This window comes from Bacillus salacetis, from assembly GCF_003581585.1.
Lineage (GTDB): Bacteria > Bacillota > Bacilli > Bacillales > Bacillaceae_B > Rossellomorea > Rossellomorea salacetis.
Genome location: NZ_QXIR01000009.1, coordinates 14,346 through 37,008, shown reverse-complemented (window position 1 = coordinate 37,008; position 22,663 = coordinate 14,346). Strand labels below are relative to the sequence as shown.

26 protein-coding genes are annotated in these 22,663 nt (G+C 43.0%); 20 read left to right on the top strand and 6 right to left on the bottom strand.

What is annotated here, in order from left to right; all coding sequences use genetic code 11:
- Positions 1-100: 100 nt before the first annotated feature.
- The 7 genes from D3H55_RS08385 (at position 101) to D3H55_RS25185 (ending at position 5,369) form a co-directional block, all read left to right on the top strand.
- Entirely contained in the window at positions 101-2,932 is a 2,832-nt protein-coding gene (locus D3H55_RS08385; RefSeq protein WP_119546456.1) for a 2-oxoglutarate dehydrogenase E1 component, read from the top strand.
- Positions 2,933-2,951: 19 nt separating this feature from the next.
- A complete protein-coding gene (gene odhB, locus D3H55_RS08380) occupies positions 2,952-4,196 on the top strand; it encodes a 2-oxoglutarate dehydrogenase complex dihydrolipoyllysine-residue succinyltransferase (RefSeq protein ID WP_119546455.1) in 1,245 nt (414 codons plus the stop codon).
- A 308-nt stretch (positions 4,197-4,504) separates the two neighbouring features.
- On the top strand, positions 4,505-4,648 hold the full coding sequence (locus tag D3H55_RS24130; RefSeq protein WP_168413006.1) for a hypothetical protein: 144 nt from the start codon (positions 4,505-4,507) through the stop codon (positions 4,646-4,648).
- Positions 4,596-4,754 carry a hypothetical protein gene (locus tag D3H55_RS24125; RefSeq protein WP_168413005.1) on the top strand — a complete coding sequence of 53 codons (159 nt, stop codon included), beginning with the start codon at positions 4,596-4,598 and terminating at the stop codon, positions 4,752-4,754. The genes D3H55_RS24130 and D3H55_RS24125 overlap by 53 nt, the downstream gene beginning before the upstream one ends.
- 34 nt (positions 4,755-4,788) lie before the next feature.
- Positions 4,789-4,959: a hypothetical protein gene (locus D3H55_RS24120; protein ID WP_168413004.1), complete on the top strand. Its 171-nt coding sequence runs from the start codon at positions 4,789-4,791 to the stop codon at positions 4,957-4,959.
- Positions 4,960-4,963: 4 nt separating this feature from the next.
- Positions 4,964-5,224, top strand: a complete 261-nt coding sequence (locus tag D3H55_RS08375; RefSeq protein WP_168413003.1) for a hypothetical protein — start codon at positions 4,964-4,966, stop codon at positions 5,222-5,224.
- A 10-nt stretch (positions 5,225-5,234) separates the two neighbouring features.
- Positions 5,235-5,369 carry a hypothetical protein gene (locus D3H55_RS25185; protein ID WP_276310214.1) on the top strand — a complete coding sequence of 45 codons (135 nt, stop codon included), beginning with the start codon at positions 5,235-5,237 and terminating at the stop codon, positions 5,367-5,369.
- 114 nt (positions 5,370-5,483) lie between these two features.
- On the opposite strand, the gene sda is transcribed toward D3H55_RS25185, so the two are convergent.
- Complete coding sequence (gene sda / locus D3H55_RS08370; protein WP_119546453.1) at positions 5,484-5,618, bottom strand: sporulation histidine kinase inhibitor Sda; 135 nt, start codon at positions 5,616-5,618, stop codon at positions 5,484-5,486.
- Between the two features lie 272 nt (positions 5,619-5,890).
- On the opposite strand from sda, the gene D3H55_RS08365 reads away from it, so the two are divergent.
- The 4 genes from D3H55_RS08365 (at position 5,891) to D3H55_RS08350 (ending at position 9,769) form a co-directional block, all read left to right on the top strand.
- Positions 5,891-7,531, top strand: a complete 1,641-nt coding sequence (locus D3H55_RS08365) for an AMP-binding protein (RefSeq protein WP_119546452.1) — start codon at positions 5,891-5,893, stop codon at positions 7,529-7,531.
- Positions 7,532-7,714: 183 nt separating this feature from the next.
- Positions 7,715-8,095: a gamma-glutamylcyclotransferase family protein gene (locus D3H55_RS08360; protein WP_119546451.1), complete on the top strand. Its 381-nt coding sequence runs from the start codon at positions 7,715-7,717 to the stop codon at positions 8,093-8,095.
- A gap of 229 nt (positions 8,096-8,324) precedes the next feature.
- Positions 8,325-9,125 carry a GNAT family N-acetyltransferase gene (locus D3H55_RS08355; protein ID WP_119546450.1) on the top strand — a complete coding sequence of 267 codons (801 nt, stop codon included), beginning with the start codon at positions 8,325-8,327 and terminating at the stop codon, positions 9,123-9,125.
- Between the two features lie 35 nt (positions 9,126-9,160).
- Complete coding sequence (locus D3H55_RS08350) at positions 9,161-9,769, top strand: DedA family protein (protein ID WP_119546449.1); 609 nt, start codon at positions 9,161-9,163, stop codon at positions 9,767-9,769.
- Positions 9,770-9,771: 2 nt separating this feature from the next.
- Here D3H55_RS08350 and D3H55_RS08345 read toward each other — a convergent pair whose 3' ends face one another.
- Positions 9,772-10,116: a hypothetical protein gene (locus D3H55_RS08345; RefSeq protein WP_136035662.1), complete on the bottom strand. Its 345-nt coding sequence runs from the start codon at positions 10,114-10,116 to the stop codon at positions 9,772-9,774.
- A 167-nt stretch (positions 10,117-10,283) separates the two neighbouring features.
- Between D3H55_RS08345 and D3H55_RS08340 the strand changes: the two genes are divergently transcribed.
- The 5 genes from D3H55_RS08340 to D3H55_RS08320 all read left to right on the top strand — a co-directional run bounded on the left by D3H55_RS08340 (position 10,284) and on the right by D3H55_RS08320 (position 15,568).
- A complete protein-coding gene (locus D3H55_RS08340; RefSeq protein WP_119546447.1) occupies positions 10,284-10,490 on the top strand; it encodes a DUF6501 family protein in 207 nt (68 codons plus the stop codon).
- 312 nt (positions 10,491-10,802) lie between these two features.
- Positions 10,803-11,684 (top strand): ATP-binding protein, encoded by an 882-nt coding sequence (locus D3H55_RS08335; protein WP_119546446.1) that lies wholly within the window; start codon positions 10,803-10,805, stop codon positions 11,682-11,684.
- Positions 11,685-11,695: 11 nt separating this feature from the next.
- Positions 11,696-13,615: a vWA domain-containing protein gene (locus D3H55_RS08330; RefSeq protein WP_119546445.1), complete on the top strand. Its 1,920-nt coding sequence runs from the start codon at positions 11,696-11,698 to the stop codon at positions 13,613-13,615.
- 153 nt (positions 13,616-13,768) lie between these two features.
- Positions 13,769-15,346: a cation:proton antiporter gene (locus D3H55_RS08325; RefSeq protein WP_119546444.1), complete on the top strand. Its 1,578-nt coding sequence runs from the start codon at positions 13,769-13,771 to the stop codon at positions 15,344-15,346.
- A gap of 39 nt (positions 15,347-15,385) precedes the next feature.
- Positions 15,386-15,568, top strand: a complete 183-nt coding sequence (locus tag D3H55_RS08320; RefSeq protein WP_119546443.1) for a hypothetical protein — start codon at positions 15,386-15,388, stop codon at positions 15,566-15,568.
- A 42-nt stretch (positions 15,569-15,610) separates the two neighbouring features.
- Here D3H55_RS08320 and D3H55_RS08315 read toward each other — a convergent pair whose 3' ends face one another.
- The 3 genes from D3H55_RS08315 to D3H55_RS08305 all read right to left on the bottom strand — a co-directional run bounded on the left by D3H55_RS08315 (position 15,611) and on the right by D3H55_RS08305 (position 17,858).
- The gene (locus tag D3H55_RS08315; RefSeq protein ID WP_119546442.1) at positions 15,611-16,762 is read right to left on the bottom strand and encodes a toxic anion resistance protein; all 1,152 of its coding nucleotides are present in this window, start codon (positions 16,760-16,762) and stop codon (positions 15,611-15,613) included.
- A gap of 15 nt (positions 16,763-16,777) precedes the next feature.
- A complete protein-coding gene (locus tag D3H55_RS08310) occupies positions 16,778-17,389 on the bottom strand; it encodes a 5-bromo-4-chloroindolyl phosphate hydrolysis family protein (protein ID WP_119546441.1) in 612 nt (203 codons plus the stop codon).
- A gap of 190 nt (positions 17,390-17,579) precedes the next feature.
- Positions 17,580-17,858, bottom strand: a complete 279-nt coding sequence (locus D3H55_RS08305; RefSeq protein WP_205685439.1) for an acylphosphatase — start codon at positions 17,856-17,858, stop codon at positions 17,580-17,582.
- A 482-nt stretch (positions 17,859-18,340) separates the two neighbouring features.
- Here D3H55_RS08305 and D3H55_RS08300 point away from each other — a divergent pair, with 482 nt between their 5' ends.
- The 4 genes from D3H55_RS08300 to D3H55_RS08285 all read left to right on the top strand — a co-directional run bounded on the left by D3H55_RS08300 (position 18,341) and on the right by D3H55_RS08285 (position 21,757).
- Positions 18,341-19,489: a D-alanyl-D-alanine carboxypeptidase family protein gene (locus tag D3H55_RS08300; protein WP_119546439.1), complete on the top strand. Its 1,149-nt coding sequence runs from the start codon at positions 18,341-18,343 to the stop codon at positions 19,487-19,489.
- A 771-nt stretch (positions 19,490-20,260) separates the two neighbouring features.
- On the top strand, positions 20,261-20,647 hold the full coding sequence (gene crcB, locus D3H55_RS08295) for a fluoride efflux transporter CrcB (RefSeq protein WP_119546438.1): 387 nt from the start codon (positions 20,261-20,263) through the stop codon (positions 20,645-20,647).
- Complete coding sequence (locus D3H55_RS08290) at positions 20,644-21,003, top strand: fluoride efflux transporter FluC (RefSeq protein ID WP_240628520.1); 360 nt, start codon at positions 20,644-20,646, stop codon at positions 21,001-21,003. Before crcB ends, D3H55_RS08290 begins: the two co-directional genes overlap by 4 nt.
- Before the next feature lie 154 nt (positions 21,004-21,157).
- Positions 21,158-21,757 carry an IS3 family transposase gene (locus tag D3H55_RS08285; protein WP_168413002.1) on the top strand — a complete coding sequence of 200 codons (600 nt, stop codon included), beginning with the start codon at positions 21,158-21,160 and terminating at the stop codon, positions 21,755-21,757.
- A gap of 73 nt (positions 21,758-21,830) precedes the next feature.
- Here D3H55_RS08285 and D3H55_RS08280 read toward each other — a convergent pair whose 3' ends face one another.
- Positions 21,831-22,286 carry a cupredoxin domain-containing protein gene (locus D3H55_RS08280; protein WP_119546436.1) on the bottom strand — a complete coding sequence of 152 codons (456 nt, stop codon included), beginning with the start codon at positions 22,284-22,286 and terminating at the stop codon, positions 21,831-21,833.
- Positions 22,287-22,663 lie beyond the last annotated feature (377 nt).

Genomic DNA, 22,663 nt, shown 5'->3' with positions numbered 1-22,663 from the left:
GCTGTAAGCGTTTTATATTTCTTTTAAAATACTATACTTACATAGTATTCCAATATCTATACAAAAATTAGAATGGTGAAATGGTTGGAGGTTTTTCAAAGTGAAAAGACAATCAACAAACCAGGCTGGTCCATGGGAAAGTTTTTACGGTCCAAACCTTGGTTATATAATGGAAGTGTATGAGCTTTATCTAGAAAATCCGGAAGAAATTGACCCCGAACTCAAAGAACTTTTTGAACAATGGGGCCCTCCCACGGCTGTCGAAGCAGGAGCGGTTCAAACCTCTCCAGTGACAGATCTGCCTGGCGGTAATTATGATCTGGGGAAAGTTGTAGCTGCGGTGAATCTTGCTGATAACATTCGTACATATGGACATCTTGCAGCTGATATCTACCCTTTAAATGACCGTGATAAGGACAGCAGAAGGATTGACTTGGAAGAGTATAATCTGACTGAGGAAGACCTGAAAAAGGTGCCTGTTGAATTCATAATTCCGGGAGCGCCTGCTCATGTCAGGAATGGACTGGATGCGATTACCCATCTCAAAAAGGTATACACCAGCAAGCTTGCTTATGAATTTGCCCATGTACATGAAATGGAAGAAAAAAACTGGCTCAAGGAAAAGATTGAATCAGGATCGATTCTTTCCGACTACAGCAAAGAGAGGAAGCAGGCTTTATTGAAGCGCCTCTCTGAAGTTGAAGGTTTTGAAAAATACATCCACCGTACATTCGTCGGTCAAAAGCGTTTTTCAATTGAAGGCCTGGATAATATGGTGCCTTTACTGGATGAGCTTGTCCGCTATTCTGTTGAACACGGAGCGAGGACAATCAATATCGGGATGGCCCACCGCGGACGCCTGAATGTGTTGGCACATGTAATCGGAAAGCCGTATGAAATGATATTCGCGGAATTCCAGCATGCGCCCAGCAAGGATTTAATACCTTCAGAAGGGTCGATCGGGATCACTTACGGGTGGACAGGGGATGTGAAGTATCACCTTGGTGCAGACCGGAACATTGGCATCAATGATACCGCCCGTGCCCGTGTCACTTTGGCAAACAACCCGAGTCACCTGGAAGTTGTCAGTCCGATTGTTGCCGGATATACCAGGGCTGCTCAGGAAGAACGGGAACAAAGGGGATATCCGGAACAAAACAACGAAACTTCCTATGCCATCATGATTCATGGCGATGCCGCTTTCCCTGGGGAAGGTGTTGTGGCGGAGACTTTCAATATGGGCGGACTTCGCGGTTTTAATACCGGCGGATCCATTCACTTGATTGCAAACAATATGATCGGGTTCACAACTGAGAGCTATGACTCTCGTTCTACCAAATATGCATCCGATACGGCAAAAGGATTTGAAGTCCCTATCGTCCATGTGAACGGAGATGATCCGGAAGCATGCCTTGCTGCCGCGGTGCTGGCATATGAATACCGCAATAAATTCAATAAAGATTTTGTGATTGACCTTATTGGCTACAGACGTTTCGGCCATAACGAAATGGATGAACCGATGGTGACGAACCCGGTAATGTATAACAAAATCCATAATCATCCCACCCCCCGCAAAATATATGAAGACAGGTTGATCTCGGAAGGTGTCATTTCACAAGATGATGCTTCCAAGATGGAGAAGGATGTTGAAGATACGCTGAAAGCAGCTTACGAAAAAGTTCCGACCAAGGATGAAAATCCGGATATCATCATGAATCCGCCTGAAGATGTTACAAACGGATTCCCTGCTATAGATACAAGTGTCGATTTCGACCAGCTTCATGCTCTGAATGATGAACTGCTTGAATGGCCGGAAGGATTCTCACCATTCAAGAAATTGGAAAAGATCCTGCAAAGAAGGGGTGGAGTATTTGTAGGTAAAGGCAAGATTGACTGGGCACATGCTGAGACACTTGCATTCGCTACAATCCTGAAAGAAGGAACGCCGATCAGGCTTACTGGACAGGATTCAGAGCGGGGAACCTTTGCGCAGCGCCACTTGGTCCTTCACGATCATAAGACTGGTGAGGAACTGATTCCTCTTCATCAATTGAAAGATACAAACGCTTCCTTTGCTGTATTCAACAGTCCTCTTACCGAAACAGCGGTTGTAGGATATGAATATGGATACAATGTCTTCGCACCTGAAACGCTTGTTCTTTGGGAAGCTCAATTTGGTGATTTTGCCAATACAGCACAGGTAATGTTCGATCAGTTCATTTCTGCCGGCAGAGCGAAATGGGGACAAAAATCAGGTCTTGTGATGCTGCTCCCTCATGGTTATGAAGGCCAGGGCCCAGAGCACTCCAGTGCAAGGCTGGAACGCTTCCTGCAGATGGCAGGCGAATTTAACTGGACAGTGGCGAATTGCTCCACTGCCGGTCAGTATTTCCACATCCTGCGCAGACAGGCTGCCATCCTACAAAAGGAAGAAGTAAGGCCTTTGGTTATCATGACCCCGAAAAGCCTGCTGAGAAACCAATTCGCAGCCGTTACAGCTGAAGAATTGGCGAATGGCCAATTCCGTTCCGTGCTTGAACAGCCTGGTCTTGGTAAAGAAGCAGATATGGTGGAAAGAGTCGTCCTTACAAGTGGTAAGATGGCGATCGATCTTGAAGAAAACCTAAAAGATAAAGAGGGTATGGACTGGGTGCATATCTTGAGAGTTGAAGAGTTATATCCTTTCCCTAAAACGGATATCATTGAAATCCTTAAGAAGTATCCGAACCTTAAAGAGTTGGTATGGGTACAGGAAGAGCCAAAGAACATGGGCGGCTGGACATTTGCAGAGCCTCGCATGCGTGATATCGCTCCAGAGGGCGTTGAGGTTAGATATGCAGGCAGAAGAAGGCGTTCAAGTCCTGCTGAAGGGGAACCAACAGTCCATAAAAAAGAACAATCAAGAATTATCAATGAAGCGTTGACAAGATAATCAGGAGGAGGAAGACAAAGTGGCAGAAATTAAAGTACCAGAATTAGCAGAATCCATTACAGAGGGTACAATTGCCCAGTGGCTGAAACAACCGGGTGATTATGTAGAAAAAGGGGAATATATTGTTGAACTTGAAACAGATAAGGTCAATGTCGAGGTAATCTCCGAAGAGGCAGGTACGATTCAGGAATTAAAAGCTGAAGAAGGCGATACAGTTGAAGTCGGCCAGGTCATTGCCATTGTCGGTGAAGGCGGACAGCAGCCGGCATCTTCCGATAAAGGTGATGAACAGCAGGCAGAGGCTCCTAAAGAAGAGGCAAAACAAGAAGAGTCTTCTCCAGCACCAGCCGAGCAGGACAACAAGAAAGAGCGTGTGATTGCTTCTCCGGCTGCGCGCAAACTTGCTCGTGAAAAAGGAATCGATTTAAGCCAAGTATCGACTGACCCGCTGGGCAGAGTTCGCAAACAGGATATTGAATCCTTTGGAAATAAGCCGCAATCTGCTCCTTCCAAACCGGCAGCATCTGAAAGCAAACCAGCTGCTCCTAAACAGGATAATGGTAAACCGGTTGTACGTGAAAAAATGTCACGCCGCCGCCAGACAATCGCAAAACGCTTGGTTGAAGTACAGCAAACTGCAGCAATGCTTACGACTTTCAATGAAATCGATATGTCAGCGGTTATGGAACTGCGTAAACGCAAAAAAGATAAATTCTTCGAAACTCACGATGTACGTCTTGGTTTCATGTCCTTCTTCACGAAGGCGGTAACAGCAGCGTTGAAGAAGTATCCTTATGTCAATGCAGAAATTGACGGGAATGAAGTAGTCCTTAAGCAATACTATGATGTCGGTGTAGCCGTTTCTACAGACGATGGTCTTGTTGTTCCGGTTGTAAGAGACTGTGACCGCAAGAACTTCGCGGAAATTGAAGGCGAAATCATGGAATTGGCAACAAAAGCAAGAGACAACAAATTGGCTTTGAGCGACCTTCAAGGCGGTTCATTCACCATCACGAACGGCGGTGTTTTCGGATCTTTACTATCCACACCGATCCTGAACGGACCTCAAGTCGGTATCCTTGGAATGCATACAATCCAGCTGCGTCCGGTTGCGATTGATAAGGATACTATGGAAAACCGTCCTATGATGTACATTGCCCTATCTTATGACCATCGAATTATCGATGGTAAAGAGGCAGTGGGCTTCCTTTCAATGATCAAAAATCTTTTGGAAAACCCTGAAGATCTTTTGCTTGAAGGTTAATAATAATTACAAAGGCCAGCAGAATCCTATCTGCTGGCTTTTTGTATGCGTATGGCAACGCCTCAGTTTGTGTGATTTTTTGTTTAACAGCAGCTCCTATGTATGGCCTCTTCATATTGAAGAGTGTACAGCCGGTGACGCTGGATAAACGATAGGAATGGGGAACCATTTGGGGGAAGAGAGCCCATGATGCCGGGAAAGCGGTTGGAAAGGAGCATCATTCAGAGAGAGGCCGGGGAATGATGCTGGAAAAGCAGTGGAATTGGGGCATCATTTAATGGTAACTGGAGAATGATGCTGGAAAAGCGATGGAATTGGGGCATCATTCAGAGAGAGAGCAAAGAATGATGCCGGAAAAGCGGTGGAATTGGGGCATCATTTCGTGGCAGACAGAGAATGATGCCGGAAAAACGGTGGAAATGGGGCATCATTTCGTGGCAGACAGAGAATGATGTAGGAAAAGCAGTGGAAATGGGGCATCATTCAGAGAGAGATCAAAGAATGATGCCGGAAAAGCGGTGGAATTGGAGCATCATTCAGAGAGAGAGCAAAGAATGATGCCGGAAAAGCAGTGGAAATGGAGCATCATTTAGTGAGAAGACAGAGAATGATGCCGGAAAAGCGGTGGAATTGGGCATCATTCAGAGAGAGGCCTGGGAATGATGTAGGAAAAGCAGTGGAAATGGGGCATCATTCAGAGAGAGAGCAAAGAATGATGCAGGAAAAGCAGTGGAAATGGGGCATCATTTCGTGGGAGTCATAGAATGATGCCGGAAAAGCGGTGGAATTGGAGCATCATTTCGTGGGAGTCAGAGAATGATGCTGGAAAAGCAGTGGAATTGCATCATCATTTAGTGAGAAGACAGAGAATGATGCAGGAAAAGCAGTGGAAATGGAGCATGATTTCGTGGCAGACAGAGAATGATGCCGGAAAAGCGGTGGAATTGGGGCTTCATTTTGAGAGAGGTCAAGGAATGATGCAGAAAAGCAGTAGAGTAGGTACATCATTCAGAGAGAGAAGGAAATGATACCGAAAAGATGTGGAAAAGGAGCATTATTCAGCATGAAACAGTTGATGATGTCCGAAAAGCGCTTCGAATGGTTCATCATTCCATAAAAGGCTGGCCCAAAGACGATGGAAACATCAAAAGATTGATACCCGATAGAGAGTGATTAAGTGAAAAAAGGGGAGAACCTGTTGATTGAACAGGTTTTCCCCTTTTTATATTGCCCGGTGTTTCATGTGTCCATTTCAATAAGTATCACTGTCATAAGTATCGTCTTTCTTCAAATTTTCCTAATAGGCTTCATCCCTCGACTATGAATCTCTTTCTTAAGCATCTGAATCCAGTCACGATCACTACCGTTTTTCTCAGCGCCCCGATAAGCTGCAACCAACTGTTCATTACTCATAATCTTCATGGAAAACCTCCCAGGAGAATTTAAAAATATAGAATGTTCTATATTTTCTGTATATTCTACCTTTTATACTGAAGAATGAAAAGGGGGTATAACAAATTTTTTTAAAAAATTTTTACCAATGAAATGAATATTCAAGATGGATTAAATATATTTTAAAAAATCAAAAAATTATGATAATATATAGTCGGATGATGTGGATAAGCAAACGTGAGGGCAGGCAGAAAATTTTAATTCCACTGGGAAAATTATTTTTCTTGAATGGGGGAACCAGGTTGTCGAACTTATTGAATGTCACAGTAGGCAGATTATTAGAGGAGAAGGCTGAACTGCAAGGAGACAGGGATGCTGTTGTTTACAATGACAGAAATTTGCGAATGTCCTATAAGGAATTCGATTCATATTGCCGCAAAGTGGCAAAAGGTCTGATGGGGCTGGGACTGCAAAAAGGTGAACACATGGCTGTTTGGTCAACTAATACGCCGGAATGGCTTGCAAGCCAATTTGCAACAGGGAAAATGGGAGCTGTCCTGGTGACAGTCAATACTAACTACCGGACCGCTGAGCTGGAATATTTATTAAAGCAGTCAGAAGCTACAACGATTCTTTTGATGGATCAATACCGTGATGCCTCATACATTGAGATGCTTTATGAGATTTGTCCGGAGTTAAAGGATTCTCATCCGGGAACCCTTGATAGCAAACGCCTCCCGTCTCTCAAAAATGTCATTGTTTTAAGTGAAAAACGCTATAGTGGTACATATAACTGGGAAGATATTCTGCAAATGGCTGATAGGGTCGAGGAGGCAGAGCTTGCGGAACGAATGAGCAGCCTCGATCCTGAAGACGTAATCAATATGCAGTATACCTCAGGTACAACCGGCTTTCCGAAAGGCGTAATGCTCACCCACAACAATATTGTGAATAATGCCTATAATATTGCTCAATGCATGAAACTTTCAAATGAAGACAGGCTTTGTATACCTGTGCCTTTTTTTCACTGCTTTGGCTGCGTACTCGGGACGATGGCATGCGTTTCTGTTGGCGCAGCGATGGTGCCTGTACAGGAATTCAGCCCTGAAGTCGTACTGCAAACGGTCCAGGATGAAAAATGCACCGGATTGCACGGGGTGCCGACAATGTTCATTGCCGAATTGAACCATCCTGATTTTGATCAATATGATCTTTCGTCTCTCCGAACAGGAATCATGGCTGGGAGCAATTGTCCTATCGAAGTAATGAAAGGTGTAATTGAAAGGATGGGTGCTGATGAAATCACGATTGCTTACGGCCAAACAGAATCCTCCCCTGTCATAACCCAGACCAGAACAGATGATCCGATTGAGATAAGGGTGGAAACAGTTGGCAGGGCACTTCCGAATGTGGAGGTGAAAATCGTTCAGCCGGGCTCAACTGAGGAGGTCCCATTCGGAGTGCAGGGTGAACTTTGCACTCGTGGATATCATGTCATGAAAGGGTATTATAACAATGAGGAAGCAACGGCTGAGGCGATTGACCATGACGGCTGGCTGCATACTGGTGATTTGGCTGTTATGGACGAGAATGGATACTGCAGAATCACCGGGCGTTTGAAGGATATGATCATCCGGGGCGGTGAAAATGTATATCCCAGGGAAATTGAAGAATTCATATACACTCATCCCAAGGTGCTGGATGTTCAGGTCGTAGGGATTCCGGATGAGGTTTATGGAGAGGAAGTCATGGCCTGGATCATTTTAAAAGAAGACCAGACAGCCACTGCGGATGAATTGCGCGACTATTGCAGAGGAAAAATCTCTCGTTATAAGATCCCCCGCTATATTGAATTCACCGAAGAATACCCAATGACTGCCTCTGGCAAGATTCAGAAGTTTAAGTTAAGGGAAGATGCTGTACAGAAAGCACTGCATAGTTAAATTCCTAAAAGTGAGGCTGGCAGATTATTGATGCCGGCTTTTTTTTTCTGTAAAGTGGCTTGGGAAAAAAAGGAGACCGCAAAAGAGATGTAGAAAGATTCTAAAGGGGTAATAGGGGATAAAAAAAGGATCTTCAACGGATTTATAGGATTTGAAACCGGCAGGGAGGAGAAATCAGAAAATATGAAGGTTTTTGTATACGGAACATTGCGGAAGAACCAAAAGTACCACCACTATCTGAATGATTGTAAGCTCATTGCTGAGCATGCTTGGATAAAAGGTGAACTATATGATACAGGAAAAGGATATCCAGCTTTAAAAGAAGGAGAGTGCCGGGTATTGGGTGAAATATACCAAATTAACCAGGCGGTCCTGGAACAGATGGATGAGTTGGAAGATTATAAAGAAAACAGGAATGATAATCTATATTTAAGACAGGCGGGGGTGGCTCAAACTGATCAAGGCTCGGTTGATGTCATTTATTACACAGGATTTCGCCCATCCTTGTTTAAAAGACCCATTGCCTCTGGTGACTGGGTGCAGCATATAACGGAAGAACATTAGATACCCTGCCAGGGCTGGATCACCATCGTTTCTGGCCTTCCTTTAAAATTTCGTGCACACCTGCTCTGTAAAATTGATCCATTATGGTAGAATATCAGGAGAAATAGAATGGCAAATGACCATGGGGTTAATATACTTCAACAGTAAAATCTAAAAGATGCAGTGGGATCCTGGTAAAGAAACGATTGAAATCTATAAAACTATTAATTAGTGAAAGGCAGATATTTTAATGTTGAATAGACAAGAAATAATCAAGGCTATTGAAGACCATCATTGGGATTATGAAGAAGAATGGATACCTTCCTATATAGAAACGATTGAGGAAGCTGGGCTGAAAGCAGTCAAAAATCCAAGGATGCATAATGAGTTGAGCAATAAGGTCGTGGAATTTTCATTTAAGAATGATGCCATGATGGAAGAAAAATGGAATGAAGCAAAAGATTTTTTTGGAGACATCCCTTTCAGTCTGTGGCTGGAAAAAGATCAGAGCAGCCGGCTTTCTCCCTTTTTAGAGAAGGATGGATATCATATCACCGACAAATATGATGGAGTCGCATTTCTACTCCAACAATATAAGAAAGTAACGTCTTCATCTAACGAAAACATTGAATATATAGAGGTAAAGGACGATGAGGAAATCAGGAAGCTTGTTGAAGTATCTTCATTGATTTGGGGATACCCAGTGGAACAGCAGGACTCAATATTCAGACAGAGGAAAAGCTATATTTCCTCTCCTTACAGTAATGGAGGTTACATCCTTGGAATGAAAGCAGGACGGCCGGCAGCATACAGTAACTACAGGTTCAGCAGTGACGGAAGGACGATGTATTTGAACGGAAGCGGCGTGCTTCCTGAGTTCCGCCATCAAGGTGTTTACTCAGATATGGTAAGATTTCGTTTAGAGCACGCCAATTCAAAAGGAGCAGAACTTGCCACTTGCCAAGCAAGAGAAGGCCATTCTTCGCCTGTTTTGAAAAAGCTCGGTTTTCAAAGCTACTCAACATATGATTATTGGGTGTATAATAGATAAAATCACCACTGAGCTTTTTTGATTGGAGGACAGGCATGGCTTTTTTAATAGAACTTGTAAATGAATTGGGTTACTTTGCCATGTTTATTTTCAGCTGGCTGATTTTTATAGGGTTTCCTCTGCCTAATGAAGCCGCCGCTGCCTTTTCCGGAGTTTTAACTGAAATAAGGGGGTATTCACCTTTAATAGCATTCACAGCAACTTATCTTGGCATCATTAGTTCCGGGACATTTGGATATGGAGTTGGAAGGGTCGCGAAAACCCGTATATTGAGCAGATTTGAAAAATCAAAATCAAGGAAGATTGTCAAAAAAGGGCAGACATGGCTGAAGAGGTATGGAGCAGCTGGTATTTCCTTCAGCTACTTCGTTCCTGGTGTGCGTCTGGTCATGCCCTACATAGCAGGCGCATCAGGGATTTCGTTTGGAAAATTCATTGTGGCTGCCTACCCTGCGGCATTTATCTGGTGCATGATATATTTTCAGATTGGAAGATTGTTTCCTTCCACTTTTACAACCATTATCGATCACCTATCAACAGTGCTAACTGCTGTGGCCATTGGTTTAATTGTGCTTCTAGGGGGATATTTCTATTATAGAAAAAGGAAGCAGTCAGGAGGCACGGTCATCAAAGAAGGAGAGTGAATTCAGCCCCTTTCCGATTGAGGCTCCAGTTCTTCTACTATCGTGTAGTAATGTCCCAAAAAGCCGAGTGCTTTGATGGTCGTGTGATTTCCGTCTTTCCCTTCGAAAGTTTTGGAAACGGTATTGAATATAAGATACCCCTCCTTGGTGCGGGAGCCAATGACGAGAAGGGTGCGCAGCTTCCCTGTTTCAGCTTCCTTCATTGTGCATGAAACTGTAGAGCACTTTATATGATATTTAGTTTGCAGCCATCTATTAAAATCTTCTTCACCTGGCCGGTGGGTCATTGAGTAAACCATTAACAGACAAACTCCGGCTGCTAACAACCGATTCAATAGTTTCTTCATTATCTTCAACCTCTCTGAATATATACAACTACTATACCATCCTATTTCCAATTGAGACAGGCAGATTTTTTGAAAACAGCCATTGGTGAAAAGACAGAGTAGAGCTATTGATGTGAGCGTCTTAGAGGAATATACTAAAGAGAAAGATATAGAAAGGAGACAGGAAAATGATACATCGTGACTGGACTGAGCGTCCTTCCATCAAAACTGTGAAATGTGTACATACTAATGCAGCAAAGTATAAAGTTGAAAATGTCTTAACAGAGGGTAAAACCTATGAGGTAAAAAATGAATCGGAAGATTATCTTTTCGTGATTGATGACAGCGGGAAGATGGGCGGTTTCTATAAGGATTACTTTGAAGAAGTTAAATAAAGATTCTAAGGGTGAATGGCATCTGCTATTCACCCTGTTTTTTTATATGATTAGGGATGAAGGTTCCATACTGTGATGGTATGCCCCGGCAGGATAAAACGGATAATATACCAATAATGAGGAGTCTGCAGCCAGTTGGACAGACTGTCAAGTGAAATATTCTGCTTAAGAAAATCAGTCCAAGGTTAAGGGGGAATTCAGAGGAAATAAAGGTTGTTGTCCTGTATGAACTTCAATCTTTGCAGTGAAAACGTTTTTACATGTAGAATGGTTTCTAGCGTACAATTATCGTTTTAGGAAGGAAGTTAGACAATGAAACCAGAAAACCAATTGCCTGAAGCTGTTTCAGGGATTTTAACAAATAGAAAAGTACAGTTTGCGGATAGTGAGGATCAGCCATTGGTTGGAGAAGGCGGATATACAGCAGAAGATGCTGCTGTCCTGGAAGATGCAGTCATTGCACTTGCAATGGGTAAGAATGTCCTATTGAAGGGGCCGACTGGTTCGGGGAAAACAAAACTAGCTGAAACGCTATCCTCCATTTTCTCTCAGCCGATGCACAGCATTAACTGTTCAGTCGATATGGATGCGGAGGCCCTGCTTGGTTACAAAACTATTGCTGAAAAGGGTGGGAAGAGCACTATTGAGTTCATTGAAGGGCCTGTCATTGAAGCGATGAAAAAAGGCCATCTCCTTTATATCGATGAAATCAATATGGCCAAACCTGAAACCCTTCCGATTCTGAATGGGGTCCTCGATTACAGGAGAATGATCACCAATCCATTCACAGGTGATGTTATCAAATCGTCAGAAACTTTCGGGGTTATTGCCGCCATCAATGAAGGATATGTAGGGACAGTTCCACTTAATGAAGCACTGAAAAACCGATTTGTAGTGATCGAAGTTCCGTATATCAGCGGACCGACATTGAAAACGGTCCTATTGGCTCAGAGCAAACTTCAGGATGAAAAGCTCGTGGAAAAGTTCATTTCACTGTCTTCTGATCTGCTGGTACAGGTCAGAAATGGCCAGGTTTCTGAAGAGGCTGCCTCTATCAGGGCATTGATTGATGCCTGTGATCTTGCCGTATATCTTCCTCCCCTGCGGGCGATTCAGCGTGGAATCATCGACAAGCTGGAGGATGACAGAGAAAAAGCAGCCATTCATAATATCGCAGAAACTCTTTTTGAGTAAGGATTGATTGTATGCGGAGATTTATACAATTCAACGATGAAACCATTGATTCCTTTTTATTCATGGAACTTACGGACCTTGCAAAGACGCTTTCTAAGAACGGGGAGATGGAGCTTGAATACGGTCCGCATTCCTATATGGATATCCAAGATGAAAAAGTATATGTGACCCACTTTTGGGATCATAGAAGCAAACAGGAAGAGCTGCATGGGCTGAAAAGTGATATTTTTCTTCGTACAATCGGGAATTTGCATCATACAGATGTTGCAGAAACACGCCGATTTATTGAAAACGTAAAAGGAACAAAACTGCCAAGCCTCGGGAAGCAATTGTTTGTCCTTGGCGAGGATATCCGCCTCGAAGAGATCTGCAAACGGGAGAGACCGGGTACAAAGGCAGCGTTTGCGACACGCCGGAATTTGTACCGCCAGCACTTTCAGTCACAGTTGAAGGTGAATTTGGTGAAAAGTGTGTTTACGGATGCATTGTTCAATGGGATGTATATAATTCTGAATGCGCAGTCGCCGCTTGAACAGGAAATCTCAATAAACCACAGGATTGATATGGCGATGCCATTTATCAAGCATTCTCTCTCGAAATTTTTCGATGCCGGCACAACTAAAGATATCAGCCGGATTTGTCTTGAATTAATTGATGTCTTTGAAGATATCCTGGAAAAAGATATGCTGAATGAATACTTTCATCTTCCTGAAAAGGTCTATGCACAGGATGAGAAGGGGATAACTATCGATGATTTGAAACGAAAAGACCCCCTTCAGAATGATGATACTCTTGATGAGAAGAGTACTGGTGAAGAAGAGGTTTTTGAAGAGGAAATGAGAACGTGGCACCGTGAAACGAGCGATAAAGGAGATTCTTTCCTCCAGTTCGAAATAGACCAGGGCTCCCAGGCAGATTTGATGGGGAGCGGAGTGAGAGAAGGGGAGGAAGGGGACCAGGCACTTGGAATGGTGCAAGGTTCTTCTCAGGAGACGTCCAATAAGGACTATTCGCAGATGGAAGCGGCCCGGCAGGACAGGGATGATGAAAAGGGCGGGGGAGAATTGGAGTATGGAAAGGAAAACCGGTACGCCTATCCAATATTCCTTAAACCTGACAGCCCTGAATATGATGAGATTAAAGCCTATGATGTCAATAAGGGCTTGATTGGACCTTATCAAAAAAAGCTTCAGAAGATGATTGAGAAAACCCTGGAGCACAAAAAGATCCAGCCAAGAAGCGACCTGCACTTTGGAAGACTGAACAAAAAACTTTTAAGGTTCCTTACAGATGATAACCCCAGGCTGTTTTATAAGAAACAGAACCCCTCAACGGAAATTGATGCTGTCTTTTCGCTGCTGGTGGATTGTTCAGCTTCCATGTATGACAAGATGGAACAGACAAAACTGGGGATCACTCTATTCCATGAATCATTAAAGTCGGTAAGAGTCCCCCATGAAGTTGTGGGTTTCTGGGAAGATACCAATGACGCTTCTGAAACCAGGCAGCCAAATTACATGAAAGCGGCACTTGATTTTACAAGCAGCCTAAAACCGGGAAGCGGACCGGAAATCATGGGACTGCAGCCTGAAGAAGACAATCGTGACGGATTTGCCATCAGGCTTATGACAGAAAGGCTTCTGCAGCGAAGTGAAAAGCAGAAGTTCCTTCTTGTATTTTCTGATGGGGAACCTGCTGCCTTTGATTACGAGCAGAATGGAATAGTGGACACACATGAAGCTGTTCTGCAAGCCAGGAAACAGGGAATCGAAGTCATCAATGTCTTCCTTTCCAATGACGAGATTACAGAAGCTCAAAGGAAAATGATTGAAAACATCTATGGTAAGTTCAGCATTCTTGTATCTGATGTGGAAGAGCTGCCGGACGTCCTGTTCCCGTTATTGAGGCGTTTATTGATCAAAAGTATCTAAAAGATTACTTCAAAGTTGGCCTGCTGCTTAATTGCGGCGGGCTTTTTTGTTTTACAGTCTGCTGTAATGGTTATTATAAATAGATATGCATGATAAAAATGAAAGAGAGCTTTGTTACATATATCTTAGAACTCAAAGAAGGGGAGTCATTGCATGCAGGAATTGGATTTGCATCATATTTTTGAACTTGGACTTATACTGGTAATGATTGCTGCCGGGATTACGGCGATTGCGAAGAAGGTAAAACAACCCTATCCTATTGCACTGGTCATCATTGGGGCGTTGATAGGACTATTCGATATTCCGGTTCTGCAGCCATTGAAATTGTTCATTACAGAAGGTGAAGTTTTCAACTTTGTCATCATAACTCTTTTCCTCCCGGCTCTTCTTGGTGAAGCGGCACTGAAGCTCCCTTTTTCGCACTTGCAAGAGAACAAAGAGCCGATTTTTTCACTGGCTTTTGCAGGTACCTTTTTGTCTTACTTGATCATCGGGTTCAGTACTTATTTCTTTTTTGACTTTTCAATACCAGCTGCATTTGTGTTTGCAGCATTGATGAGTGCTACTGATCCTGTGAGTGTGCTCTCCATATTCAAAAGTGTGGGAGTCAACAAAAGGCTGGCGGTTGTGATTGAAGGGGAAAGTTTATTCAATGATGGCCTTGCTGTCGTTCTATTCAATATTTCTGCCTTTTATCTGCTTTCTTATCTGGATGCCGGCTGGGCGGGACTTGGAAGCGGCGTCTGGGAATTTGTCAGAGTGGTTTCACTTGGCCTGATCATAGGTGGATCACTGGGTTTTGGTTTTTCCATTTTGACGAAGTACTTTGATGACTATCCACTGGAAATCATCTTCAGTATCATTTTGTTTTATGGATCATTCCTGATGGCGGAAAGTGTTCATGCTTCAGGCGTTATCGCAGTTGTCGTTGCAGCTTTGATCTTTGGGAATTACGGAGGCAGGATCGGGATGAGCCCTACCACCAAGCTGAACATCAACAATTTCTGGGATGTGGCTGCACTGCTTGCCAACTCACTAGTCTTCTTGATGGTAGGTCTGGAGATCACAAGGATCGACCTCGTGGATAAATGGCAGCTGATTCTTGCCGCGATTCCTCTTGTTCTTATAGCACGAAGCATCGCCGTTTATTCCAGTCTGGCGTTTATCAAAAGCTTTCCGATTAAATGGCAGCATATTTTGAATTGGGGAGGCTTGAAAGGCTCTCTTTCTGTAGCGCTTGTCCTGAGTCTTCCCCGTGATTTCCCCGGCAGGGAGGATGTCCTTGTCTTGGCTTTCAGTGTCGTATTATTCTCGCTGGTGGTCCAAGGATTATCCCTTAAGCCTCTGATCGGATGGCTCGGGGTCAAGCCGCAGGAGGAAGGTTCTGCGGAGTTTGAGCAGCTCCTGGCTCAGCTTCACCGTTATGAGACAGCGATCACAGAGATACACAGGGTGAAACAAAAGCTTTATATAACAGACCCCGTTTCCGAAGAGCTGATTAATACGTATGAAAACAGGCTGGATATGCTGAAGGCACAAATAAATGATCTGTTCGAGAAAATTCCTGATTTAAAACAAAATCAGATGGATACGCTTGTCAAACATACTCTTTATGCGGAACACGAAGCGATCGATAATCTTCTCAGGGAAGAAATCATTTCAAACGAAATAGCTGAAAGGGAACATGAGCGAATCACGGATGCCATCATTAAAATAGAAGGTAAACATTAATTGAGCAAAATGGTATAATAAGGGAAAGGAGGCAGAGATATGTTTTGGTTATTCTTCGCAATTCCTTTCATTCTGGTCCTTATTTACGCCGTTTATCACGATTTAAAGAAAAAACCCTATTCTACCGGCCGAAGTCCCTCTGACAATGAGGACTATGCTTATGCCCAAAGCATGTCAGAGGTAAATAGGTATAATAACAGCAGCGGCGGAGGACCGCTTTGAGACCAACAAAAAAAGGCTGATATCAGCCTTTTTTTGTTGGTCTCATTTCAGGTGGAGCAGCTTATTCTTCAATTCATTCTCCATAGAGATGAGTTCTTTTTCAGCCTGCTGCCGCTTCGAGCGTCCTTCTTGCTGGATCTTCAATGTTTCTTCGATGGTTGAGATGAGATTTTCCTGAGTCTTTTTCAGTGTCTCCATATCAATGATGGCACGTTCATTTTCCTTGGCAGCTTCAATACTGTTTGTTTTGAGCATTTCCGAGTTTTTCAAAAGCAATTCATTGGTTGTATCTGATACCTGTTTTTGAGCCTGAACAGCTTTCTTCTGGTGGAACAGCGTAAGAGCAATCGCAATCTGATTCTTCCAAAGAGGGATGCTTGTCAATATGGATGATTGGATCTTTTCAGCCAAAGCGCCGTTCGTATTTTGAATCAAACGAATCTGAGGTGCAGTCTGAATGGTCATCTGCCGGCTGATTTTCAAGTCATGAATCCTTTTTTCCAAACGATCAAGGAACTGAAGGGCATCATTGACTTCCTGATAAGCCATATCATCCTGGCTGGAGTCAGCCTTTCTCCTTAATGCCGGGATTGTTACAGAAGATAATTCTTCATGCTTCAGTTCCGCTGCGGCAATATAGATATTCAGAGATTGAAAATAAGTCTTATTTTTTTCATACAGTTCATCAAGAAAACGGTTATCGTCAACAAGGACATTCTTAGAATGCTCGAGCTTCACGGATATTCTATCAACCTGGCTGCCTATCTTTTGATACTTTGAAAGAACTTCAGAGATCGAACTCGAAAGCTTTCCGAAAAGTCGCTTGACGAAGCCCTTTCTTTCATCAGAAAGTTCTTCGGGATTCATTTCCTTCAGCCTTTTCATTAAATCATTCAAGACATCGCCAATGGGACCGACATCTTTTTTCTGTACATGATCCAGCATTGAATGTGAGAAATTTGACATTTGAGCCTGCGCTGCCGTTCCATACTCCAAGATGGCCTGGCTGTTATGCATGTCGATCTGCTTTGCGATTTCCTGCGCTTTCTGTTTGTGTTCTGGGGTCAGCCGGTCTGCCAGCAAGACCGGGGCACCGGCGACTTCGTTTTTCCCGGAAGTGCTGCCGGCAAATGGATCTGCCAAAAGGCTTTCCAAATCATCATTTTTATAATCAGCAGAGTTGTTTGAGTTCATGGGAATGCTCCTTTGTTATTTTTTGTTTTTTCGGGCTACATCCAATTCAAAATCCAATGTCCGGATATCGTTTGACAGGACGTTCATAAGGTCTTCCTGAAGCGAATCCTCCAGCGCGTGCAAAGTGCGCTTTGCATCTTTAATGGATTGGAACACTTGATCATTCTTGATGGGCTGTGTAGCAAGGTAAGTATATTTTTCGGACAGTTCCACCACAGAATCCAAATGGTAAAAGAAAAACTGTTCACTTTGATAGAATTTCTTCGGGTCTTTCCGGACGATGGTAAATATTCTTTTTGAAAGCCTGTTAAGCTCAAGGATTTGTTTGAAAGCGCCAAGTGAGCGGACTTGAAACTGTGTTTTCTGAAGACGTTTAATCTTCAACTGTGCTTCTTTCAAATTTTTATTTATATAACGGTAATCCTGCAGAGTGATACCGTTTTTCTTCAAGAATCTTTTTGTGTACACCCATTTTCCTGCCGAGGAAACGATGTAAGCGCCAGCCGCTCCGCCGGCAGTCCCGATCAGGATAGACTGGTCGAATCCAAAGATCAACACGAGAAAGGTCAAGAAGAACCCGTTAATTCCTAAAAACAACTTTAAGAATGTAAGAGGTATTGATTTCATGTCATCTACTCCTTAAATCATTAATGATAACCTCATTACTATTTATTACGATTCTATACTATAAAAGTTTCAAAAATCCTGCAAATAGCGGTGAAATAGTTTTAGGAGTTGTTACTTATTTGATAAAATCCGACAATAAAAAACTGACCATGTCCAGGCCAGTCAATATTTTGGGTTGATTGTAAAAGTTTTATAGAGCCTTGAAGCCAGTTGGTGAATGTTCGTCTGTTTCTAGTTCATTGATATGAAAAATATCCACTCGCGAAGCAGGACTTGCACCATTTTTTACAAAAGTAGCAAACTCTTCAATGCTGGTTGCTGTTCCTTGCGCTTCTATCTCAACAGAGCCATTATCCAGATTTTTCACCCAGCCGGTAATGCCCAGTTCATCTGCTTTATTTTTGGTGAAGTAACGGAACCCCACTCCTTGCACGCGGCCCTCTGCATTTAAACTTACTTTTCTATTCATGTTCATCCTCCTGTAACTGAGTCGTTATTTTTATTCCCTAACATCCCGGCGGTTAATCTTTTGGGAAGGTTTAACATCACGACGCCATTTTCAGGGGAGGCAGAAGAACTGGGTTAATAATGTTAGGAGCCCGACGAGAACATTAGAAGGAGGAAAATTGAAAAAAGCCTTTTAGAGAGGCTTTAGAGTCCAAAAAGATAGAGAACAAAGAGAGAAAAGGCGTGTAGAGGGGCTCTAGAGTCCAAAAGGAAAAAGGCCGTTTCAGGACACGTGTCTTGAGGAAGGCACGATTTCGATTGTGTGAACGAAACACAAGGAAAGGGTCATAGTAGTGCAAAGGGAAATTGGTAGCGAGACACCGACAGAAGGAATAGTATTCTATTTACCGCTTTGTTAAATTTTCATTTCAAAGGTTGAGAAGCAGATTTATTTGTTAAAATGGATAATGTCTTTTTAAAAATGGTGAGGAGGTGGCACTTCTTTTGAAAAAAATTATTATTGCAATCATACTATTTATCCTAACTAGTCAAGCCGCATCCGCCAATGCTGAAGAAAACTCAAAACCTTCAAAGCTGTACAGTGAAAGTGCGGTCATGATTGATACTGATACAGGAACGATCCTTTATCAGAAAAATGCGAAGAGACGGATGACTCCAGCCAGCATCACCAAGGTAGCCACAGCTATTTATGCAGTTGAAAACGGTGACTTGGACAGCATGGTAACCATCAGTAAGAATGCTGCCGAAACAGAAGGCTCTTCTGTTTACTTGCTGGAAGGAGAACAACTGCCGCTGAAACAATTGATTGCCGGGATGATGATCAATTCAGGTAACGATGCAGCGGTGGCCATAGCGGAGCATTTAGATGGCTCTGTAGAAAATTTCAGCCGGAATCTTAATGAATTCCTCAAAGAAAAAGCTGGTGTGAATAACACTCATTTCACGAACCCTCATGGACTTTATGATAAAGAGCATTATACGACAGCAGAAGATATGGCGCATATCACTTCCTATGCTGTGAAAAACCCTGCTTTTCAGGAGCTTTCCTCACTGAAGGAATATGAGTGGAAAGGGGAAGGGTGGGAGACAACCCTTTTCAACCATCACAAAATGGTGAAAGGCGAATTGGTTTACCCTGAAGTGACCGGAGGGAAAAATGGATTCATAGAGGAATCAAAACATACGCTGGTCACCACTGCCGCAAATGAGAGTCTCTCTGTTGCAGTTATTCTGCTGAAGGCACAATCCAAGAAAGCAGCCTATAAAGACACGACCTCCTTATTGGACTATGGATTAAATGGATTCATACGCAATAGTATCCCTGCAGGAAAAATTTATAAAGCAGGGGATAAAGAATTCATTTCAGGAAATGAAATCACATATACCAGCCTTATAGGTGATGATGCAGAGTTGACAGTTGATCGAACTGGCAGGCTTACACAACTGATGGACGGAAAGGAACAGCTCATAGGCGAGCTGCCCATTGTGCCTGAACAAACAGAACCGAAAGAGACAAAACAAGGACAGGAAAGCAGCACGGTAAAAAGCCAGCTGGTCCTCTATCCGGTCTATTTGTATGCGGCGCTCCTGCTCATTGCAGGAACCGCTTTCCTGAGAAATAAGAAATCATAGAATTCTGTCATTTGACACTTGCAGGATATTACCAGAGATGATGTCCTTTAACTGGCAGCGCCCACTCGTCATAAGGGGATGCACTTAATATAGTTTCCCTCGGCGTCGGGTGCATGCTTTTTTGAAATCTTCGAAACATGGTAACCCCTGCTTGCAAAGCATCAGGCATTCACTGATGTTTCCCCACAGCCAGGCGAGGCTTCAGTTTGGATTCCATTTTTCCCGAGTGAATGATTTATAGCTGCTTCACCCTGTGTTGTTGACAAAATATTATATTTCATGTATAGTTAATGTTTGTGGTCATTAATACCACATAACAGTCAGGTCTTACTGGCTACTAATCTCCGTAGTAGTACATCCAAAATTCTTCTGAAGATCAACCAAGCTTGATCGATTTTTTTAAATCCTTATCCAGCTGGGTTTAGAGAATCCGCTAAGGAATAAGGAAGCTTTTTTCAATCCAGCAAAATAGCAGAGACTTATCCGATACAAGAATGAAGATTGTATGATAATTGTTATTGCTAGAATTTCCCCTAATTCTCACTGGCGTGGCCTAGGAGCCATAAGGATGATCGAGAGGAAGGGCTTTCATTGTGTTAGGGTAATTTATCAATGATTGATCCGGTGTGTGAATCATACAATGTGAATCAACAGACAATAGTAAGACTTGCATATATGCACACTCTTTTTATTTCTACTCTGCAGAGGTAGAATAGAGGAGTGTGCTTTTTACTTTTTTTATTCATTTTTACATATAGGAAGTGTGATGTAATGATCTATGTTCTTGTAGGAGCAGGCGGAGCAGTTGGCAGCATATTGAGATACCTTGTGGGCAATATTTTGTCAGGAGCTGATCCCGCTGTGTTTCCTTTTGGGACTTTGTCAGCAAACCTGGCAGGGTCTTTTGTTTTGGGTCTGTTGACAGAAACCTGGCTGAAAAACGGCAGGATCCCTCCAGGTCTGGCTGCTGCCGCAGGTACCGGAATGATTGGTTCATTTACTACTTTTTCCGCTTTTAGTATAGAAACCATCGGCCTTTTGAAAGAAGGTCAGTTTATGCTTGCTTTTGTCTACTTTTTCTTAAGCTCTGCAGGCGGATTGTGTTTTGCCTGGGCTGGCCTTACTATCCCGAAATTGAAAGGGGTGCGGGAATATTGATTATATTAGCAATAGCCTGCGGGGGATTTATCGGCGCAATTGCGCGGTATGCGGCAGGGAACTTTATCAAGCGGAAACTCAACCCTGGTTTTCCATTCTCAACCTTGATTGTTAACTTGGCAGGTGCCTTTCTTCTGGGTGTTTTACTGGGACGGGGAATAGAGGGCTTGGCCTATGCTTTTTTCGGGGTTGGGTTTCTGGGAGCCTTTACGACCTATTCAACATTCATGGTTGAAGCGGTGAATCTTAAAAGGAAGGTAAACGGAAGGAACGCTATTTTGTATTTGGCTTTTAGTTATACTGGAGGATTAATGACTGCTTTTCTGGGATTAATAATGGGAATGTCTATGCAATAAAGATAAGGCTCAATATAGATCACTTAATACCTTTCAGTTTAATGGCAATTGGCATGATCTGTATAAAATAATGCCTGTTCTTCTTCCTGATTTGATAGTGCAGCTATCCGTAATTTTTCAACGGTGATTGGTGTGGCGGATGCTCGGCTCATTCATGCAAAAGCATCACTTGCAATGCCGGATCAAACCAAAACGAAAATGGAAATCACAAGGTGAATCTGTCATCATAGCGCCGAATCTTCTGCAACGCAATTTCACAGCTTCTGGGCCCAACCAAAAATGGGTGACGGATATCACGTATATCCAATATGGAAGTTCGACGATGTACCTGTCGACGATCATGGACCTGTTCAATAATGAAATTGTCGCGTACAAAATGTACGACCACCAACAGACACCGCTGGTCATTGATACTTTAAAAGAGGCGCTGGAGATGCGCGGGAACCCGGAAGGAGTGATCATCCACTCTGATCAAGGAAGTGTCTACACCTCGTATGCGTACCAAAAGTTGGTCAAGAAAAGTCATCTAGTCAGTAGTATGTCACGGCGTGGAAACTGTTGGGACAATGCGGTCATTGAATCATTCCATTCCAATATTAAATCGGAGGAATTCCAGTACGTCAAATTCAATTCGATTCCCAATATCCAAGTCGTGGAGAAGATCAATGAATACATGCGCTATTACAACCAAGACCGTATCCTAGAAAAATTAGGCTACCTGACGCCCAAAGAATTTGGGGCGCAAGCAGCCTAAAGAGGTGTTTTATATGTGTCTCAAATCGCTATGTCAGTCTAGAAGGATTCTGCCTTTTTTATTTTTTCATGGGTTATTTTACAACAATATAGCCGATCATCGGCCCGTTTTTCTCAATGGTATCATGTGATTCACAAACGAGTTTATAGGTCCCTTTTTTATCAAAGGTCACATTGAATACCGATTCTTCGCCCTTTTTTACTATGCCTTTAACTTCTGTTCCTTCAATATGGAAGGGGTGGGCTTGTCCATTCACTCCATAGATGCGGAATTGAATTTCTTCTCCTTTATCTACAACGATGGTACCGGGATCCCATCTATATGCTTCTATTTCTTTCCCATCTTCTGTTTTAGAAGAAAATTCCCCAGTTACCAGCTTGATTACCTGGACGTTGGGGTTTTCTCCATTCATCGTCACAGTGGGGTATGACTGTTTTGGGAGAAGCATCCAGACGGCACCCAGTGATAAAGCCAGAAACCCAATAATAAATAAGATAATAGACCCTTTTTTCAAAACAACAAATTTCATTAGACAACCTCCTTTGAATAGTACAAATATATGCCTTGTCCATCGGGAACTTGTCAAAAAAGTGAAGAACCCCTATCGAATACAGAAGCCTGCGTTTTGAGAGTTTACTTTATCCCTTAAGGCTGGAGATAGGCTTGATGTACAAAGGGGGCTATCCGCTTTTTTACATAGATGTTTGCAATATTGGCTGCTTTCGGAAAACCCCCAAAATCCGATTTTCTCCCGGGATGCAAAGGCTGTTCAGTAAAAAAGAGACTTTCTTGTTTACCGGGGCTTGTTCGGTGAATGACAAGATATAAATTGAACAATATCTTTCATAATAAAAGGCTGTTTTCGCATATATTGTTGCTTTCAGAGAAATCACAGGTGCCGGATCT

What these genes read in the sequence shown, in the direction of transcription:
- D3H55_RS08350 (WP_119546449.1), top strand. Translation starts at nt 9,161, where the DNA reads ATGGCTTTTTTAATAGAACTTGTAAATGAATTGGGTTACTTTGCCATG.
- D3H55_RS08285 (WP_168413002.1), top strand. Translation starts at nt 21,158, where the DNA reads ATGCAAAAGCATCACTTGCAATGCCGGATCAAACCAAAACGAAAATGG.
- D3H55_RS08340 (WP_119546447.1), top strand. Translation starts at nt 10,284, where the DNA reads ATGATACATCGTGACTGGACTGAGCGTCCTTCCATCAAAACTGTGAAA.
- crcB (WP_119546438.1), top strand. Translation starts at nt 20,261, where the DNA reads ATGATCTATGTTCTTGTAGGAGCAGGCGGAGCAGTTGGCAGCATATTG.
- D3H55_RS08335 (WP_119546446.1), top strand. Translation starts at nt 10,803, where the DNA reads ATGAAACCAGAAAACCAATTGCCTGAAGCTGTTTCAGGGATTTTAACA.
- D3H55_RS08345 (WP_136035662.1), bottom strand. Translation starts at nt 10,116, where the DNA reads ATGAAGAAACTATTGAATCGGTTGTTAGCAGCCGGAGTTTGTCTGTTA.
- D3H55_RS08355 (WP_119546450.1), top strand. Translation starts at nt 8,325, where the DNA reads ATGTTGAATAGACAAGAAATAATCAAGGCTATTGAAGACCATCATTGG.
- D3H55_RS25185 (WP_276310214.1), top strand. Translation starts at nt 5,235, where the DNA reads ATGTGGAAAAGGAGCATTATTCAGCATGAAACAGTTGATGATGTCCGA.
- D3H55_RS08320 (WP_119546443.1), top strand. Translation starts at nt 15,386, where the DNA reads ATGTTTTGGTTATTCTTCGCAATTCCTTTCATTCTGGTCCTTATTTAC.
- D3H55_RS24125 (WP_168413005.1), top strand. Translation starts at nt 4,596, where the DNA reads ATGCCGGAAAAACGGTGGAAATGGGGCATCATTTCGTGGCAGACAGAG.
- D3H55_RS08315 (WP_119546442.1), bottom strand. Translation starts at nt 16,762, where the DNA reads ATGAACTCAAACAACTCTGCTGATTATAAAAATGATGATTTGGAAAGC.
- D3H55_RS08325 (WP_119546444.1), top strand. Translation starts at nt 13,769, where the DNA reads ATGCAGGAATTGGATTTGCATCATATTTTTGAACTTGGACTTATACTG.
- sda (WP_119546453.1), bottom strand. Translation starts at nt 5,618, where the DNA reads ATGAAGATTATGAGTAATGAACAGTTGGTTGCAGCTTATCGGGGCGCT.
- D3H55_RS08310 (WP_119546441.1), bottom strand. Translation starts at nt 17,389, where the DNA reads ATGAAATCAATACCTCTTACATTCTTAAAGTTGTTTTTAGGAATTAAC.
- D3H55_RS08330 (WP_119546445.1), top strand. Translation starts at nt 11,696, where the DNA reads ATGCGGAGATTTATACAATTCAACGATGAAACCATTGATTCCTTTTTA.
- D3H55_RS08360 (WP_119546451.1), top strand. Translation starts at nt 7,715, where the DNA reads ATGAAGGTTTTTGTATACGGAACATTGCGGAAGAACCAAAAGTACCAC.
- D3H55_RS24130 (WP_168413006.1), top strand. Translation starts at nt 4,505, where the DNA reads ATGGAATTGGGGCATCATTCAGAGAGAGAGCAAAGAATGATGCCGGAA.
- D3H55_RS08375 (WP_168413003.1), top strand. Translation starts at nt 4,964, where the DNA reads ATGCCGGAAAAGCGGTGGAATTGGAGCATCATTTCGTGGGAGTCAGAG.
- D3H55_RS08305 (WP_205685439.1), bottom strand. Translation starts at nt 17,858, where the DNA reads ATGAATAGAAAAGTAAGTTTAAATGCAGAGGGCCGCGTGCAAGGAGTG.
- D3H55_RS08280 (WP_119546436.1), bottom strand. Translation starts at nt 22,286, where the DNA reads ATGAAATTTGTTGTTTTGAAAAAAGGGTCTATTATCTTATTTATTATT.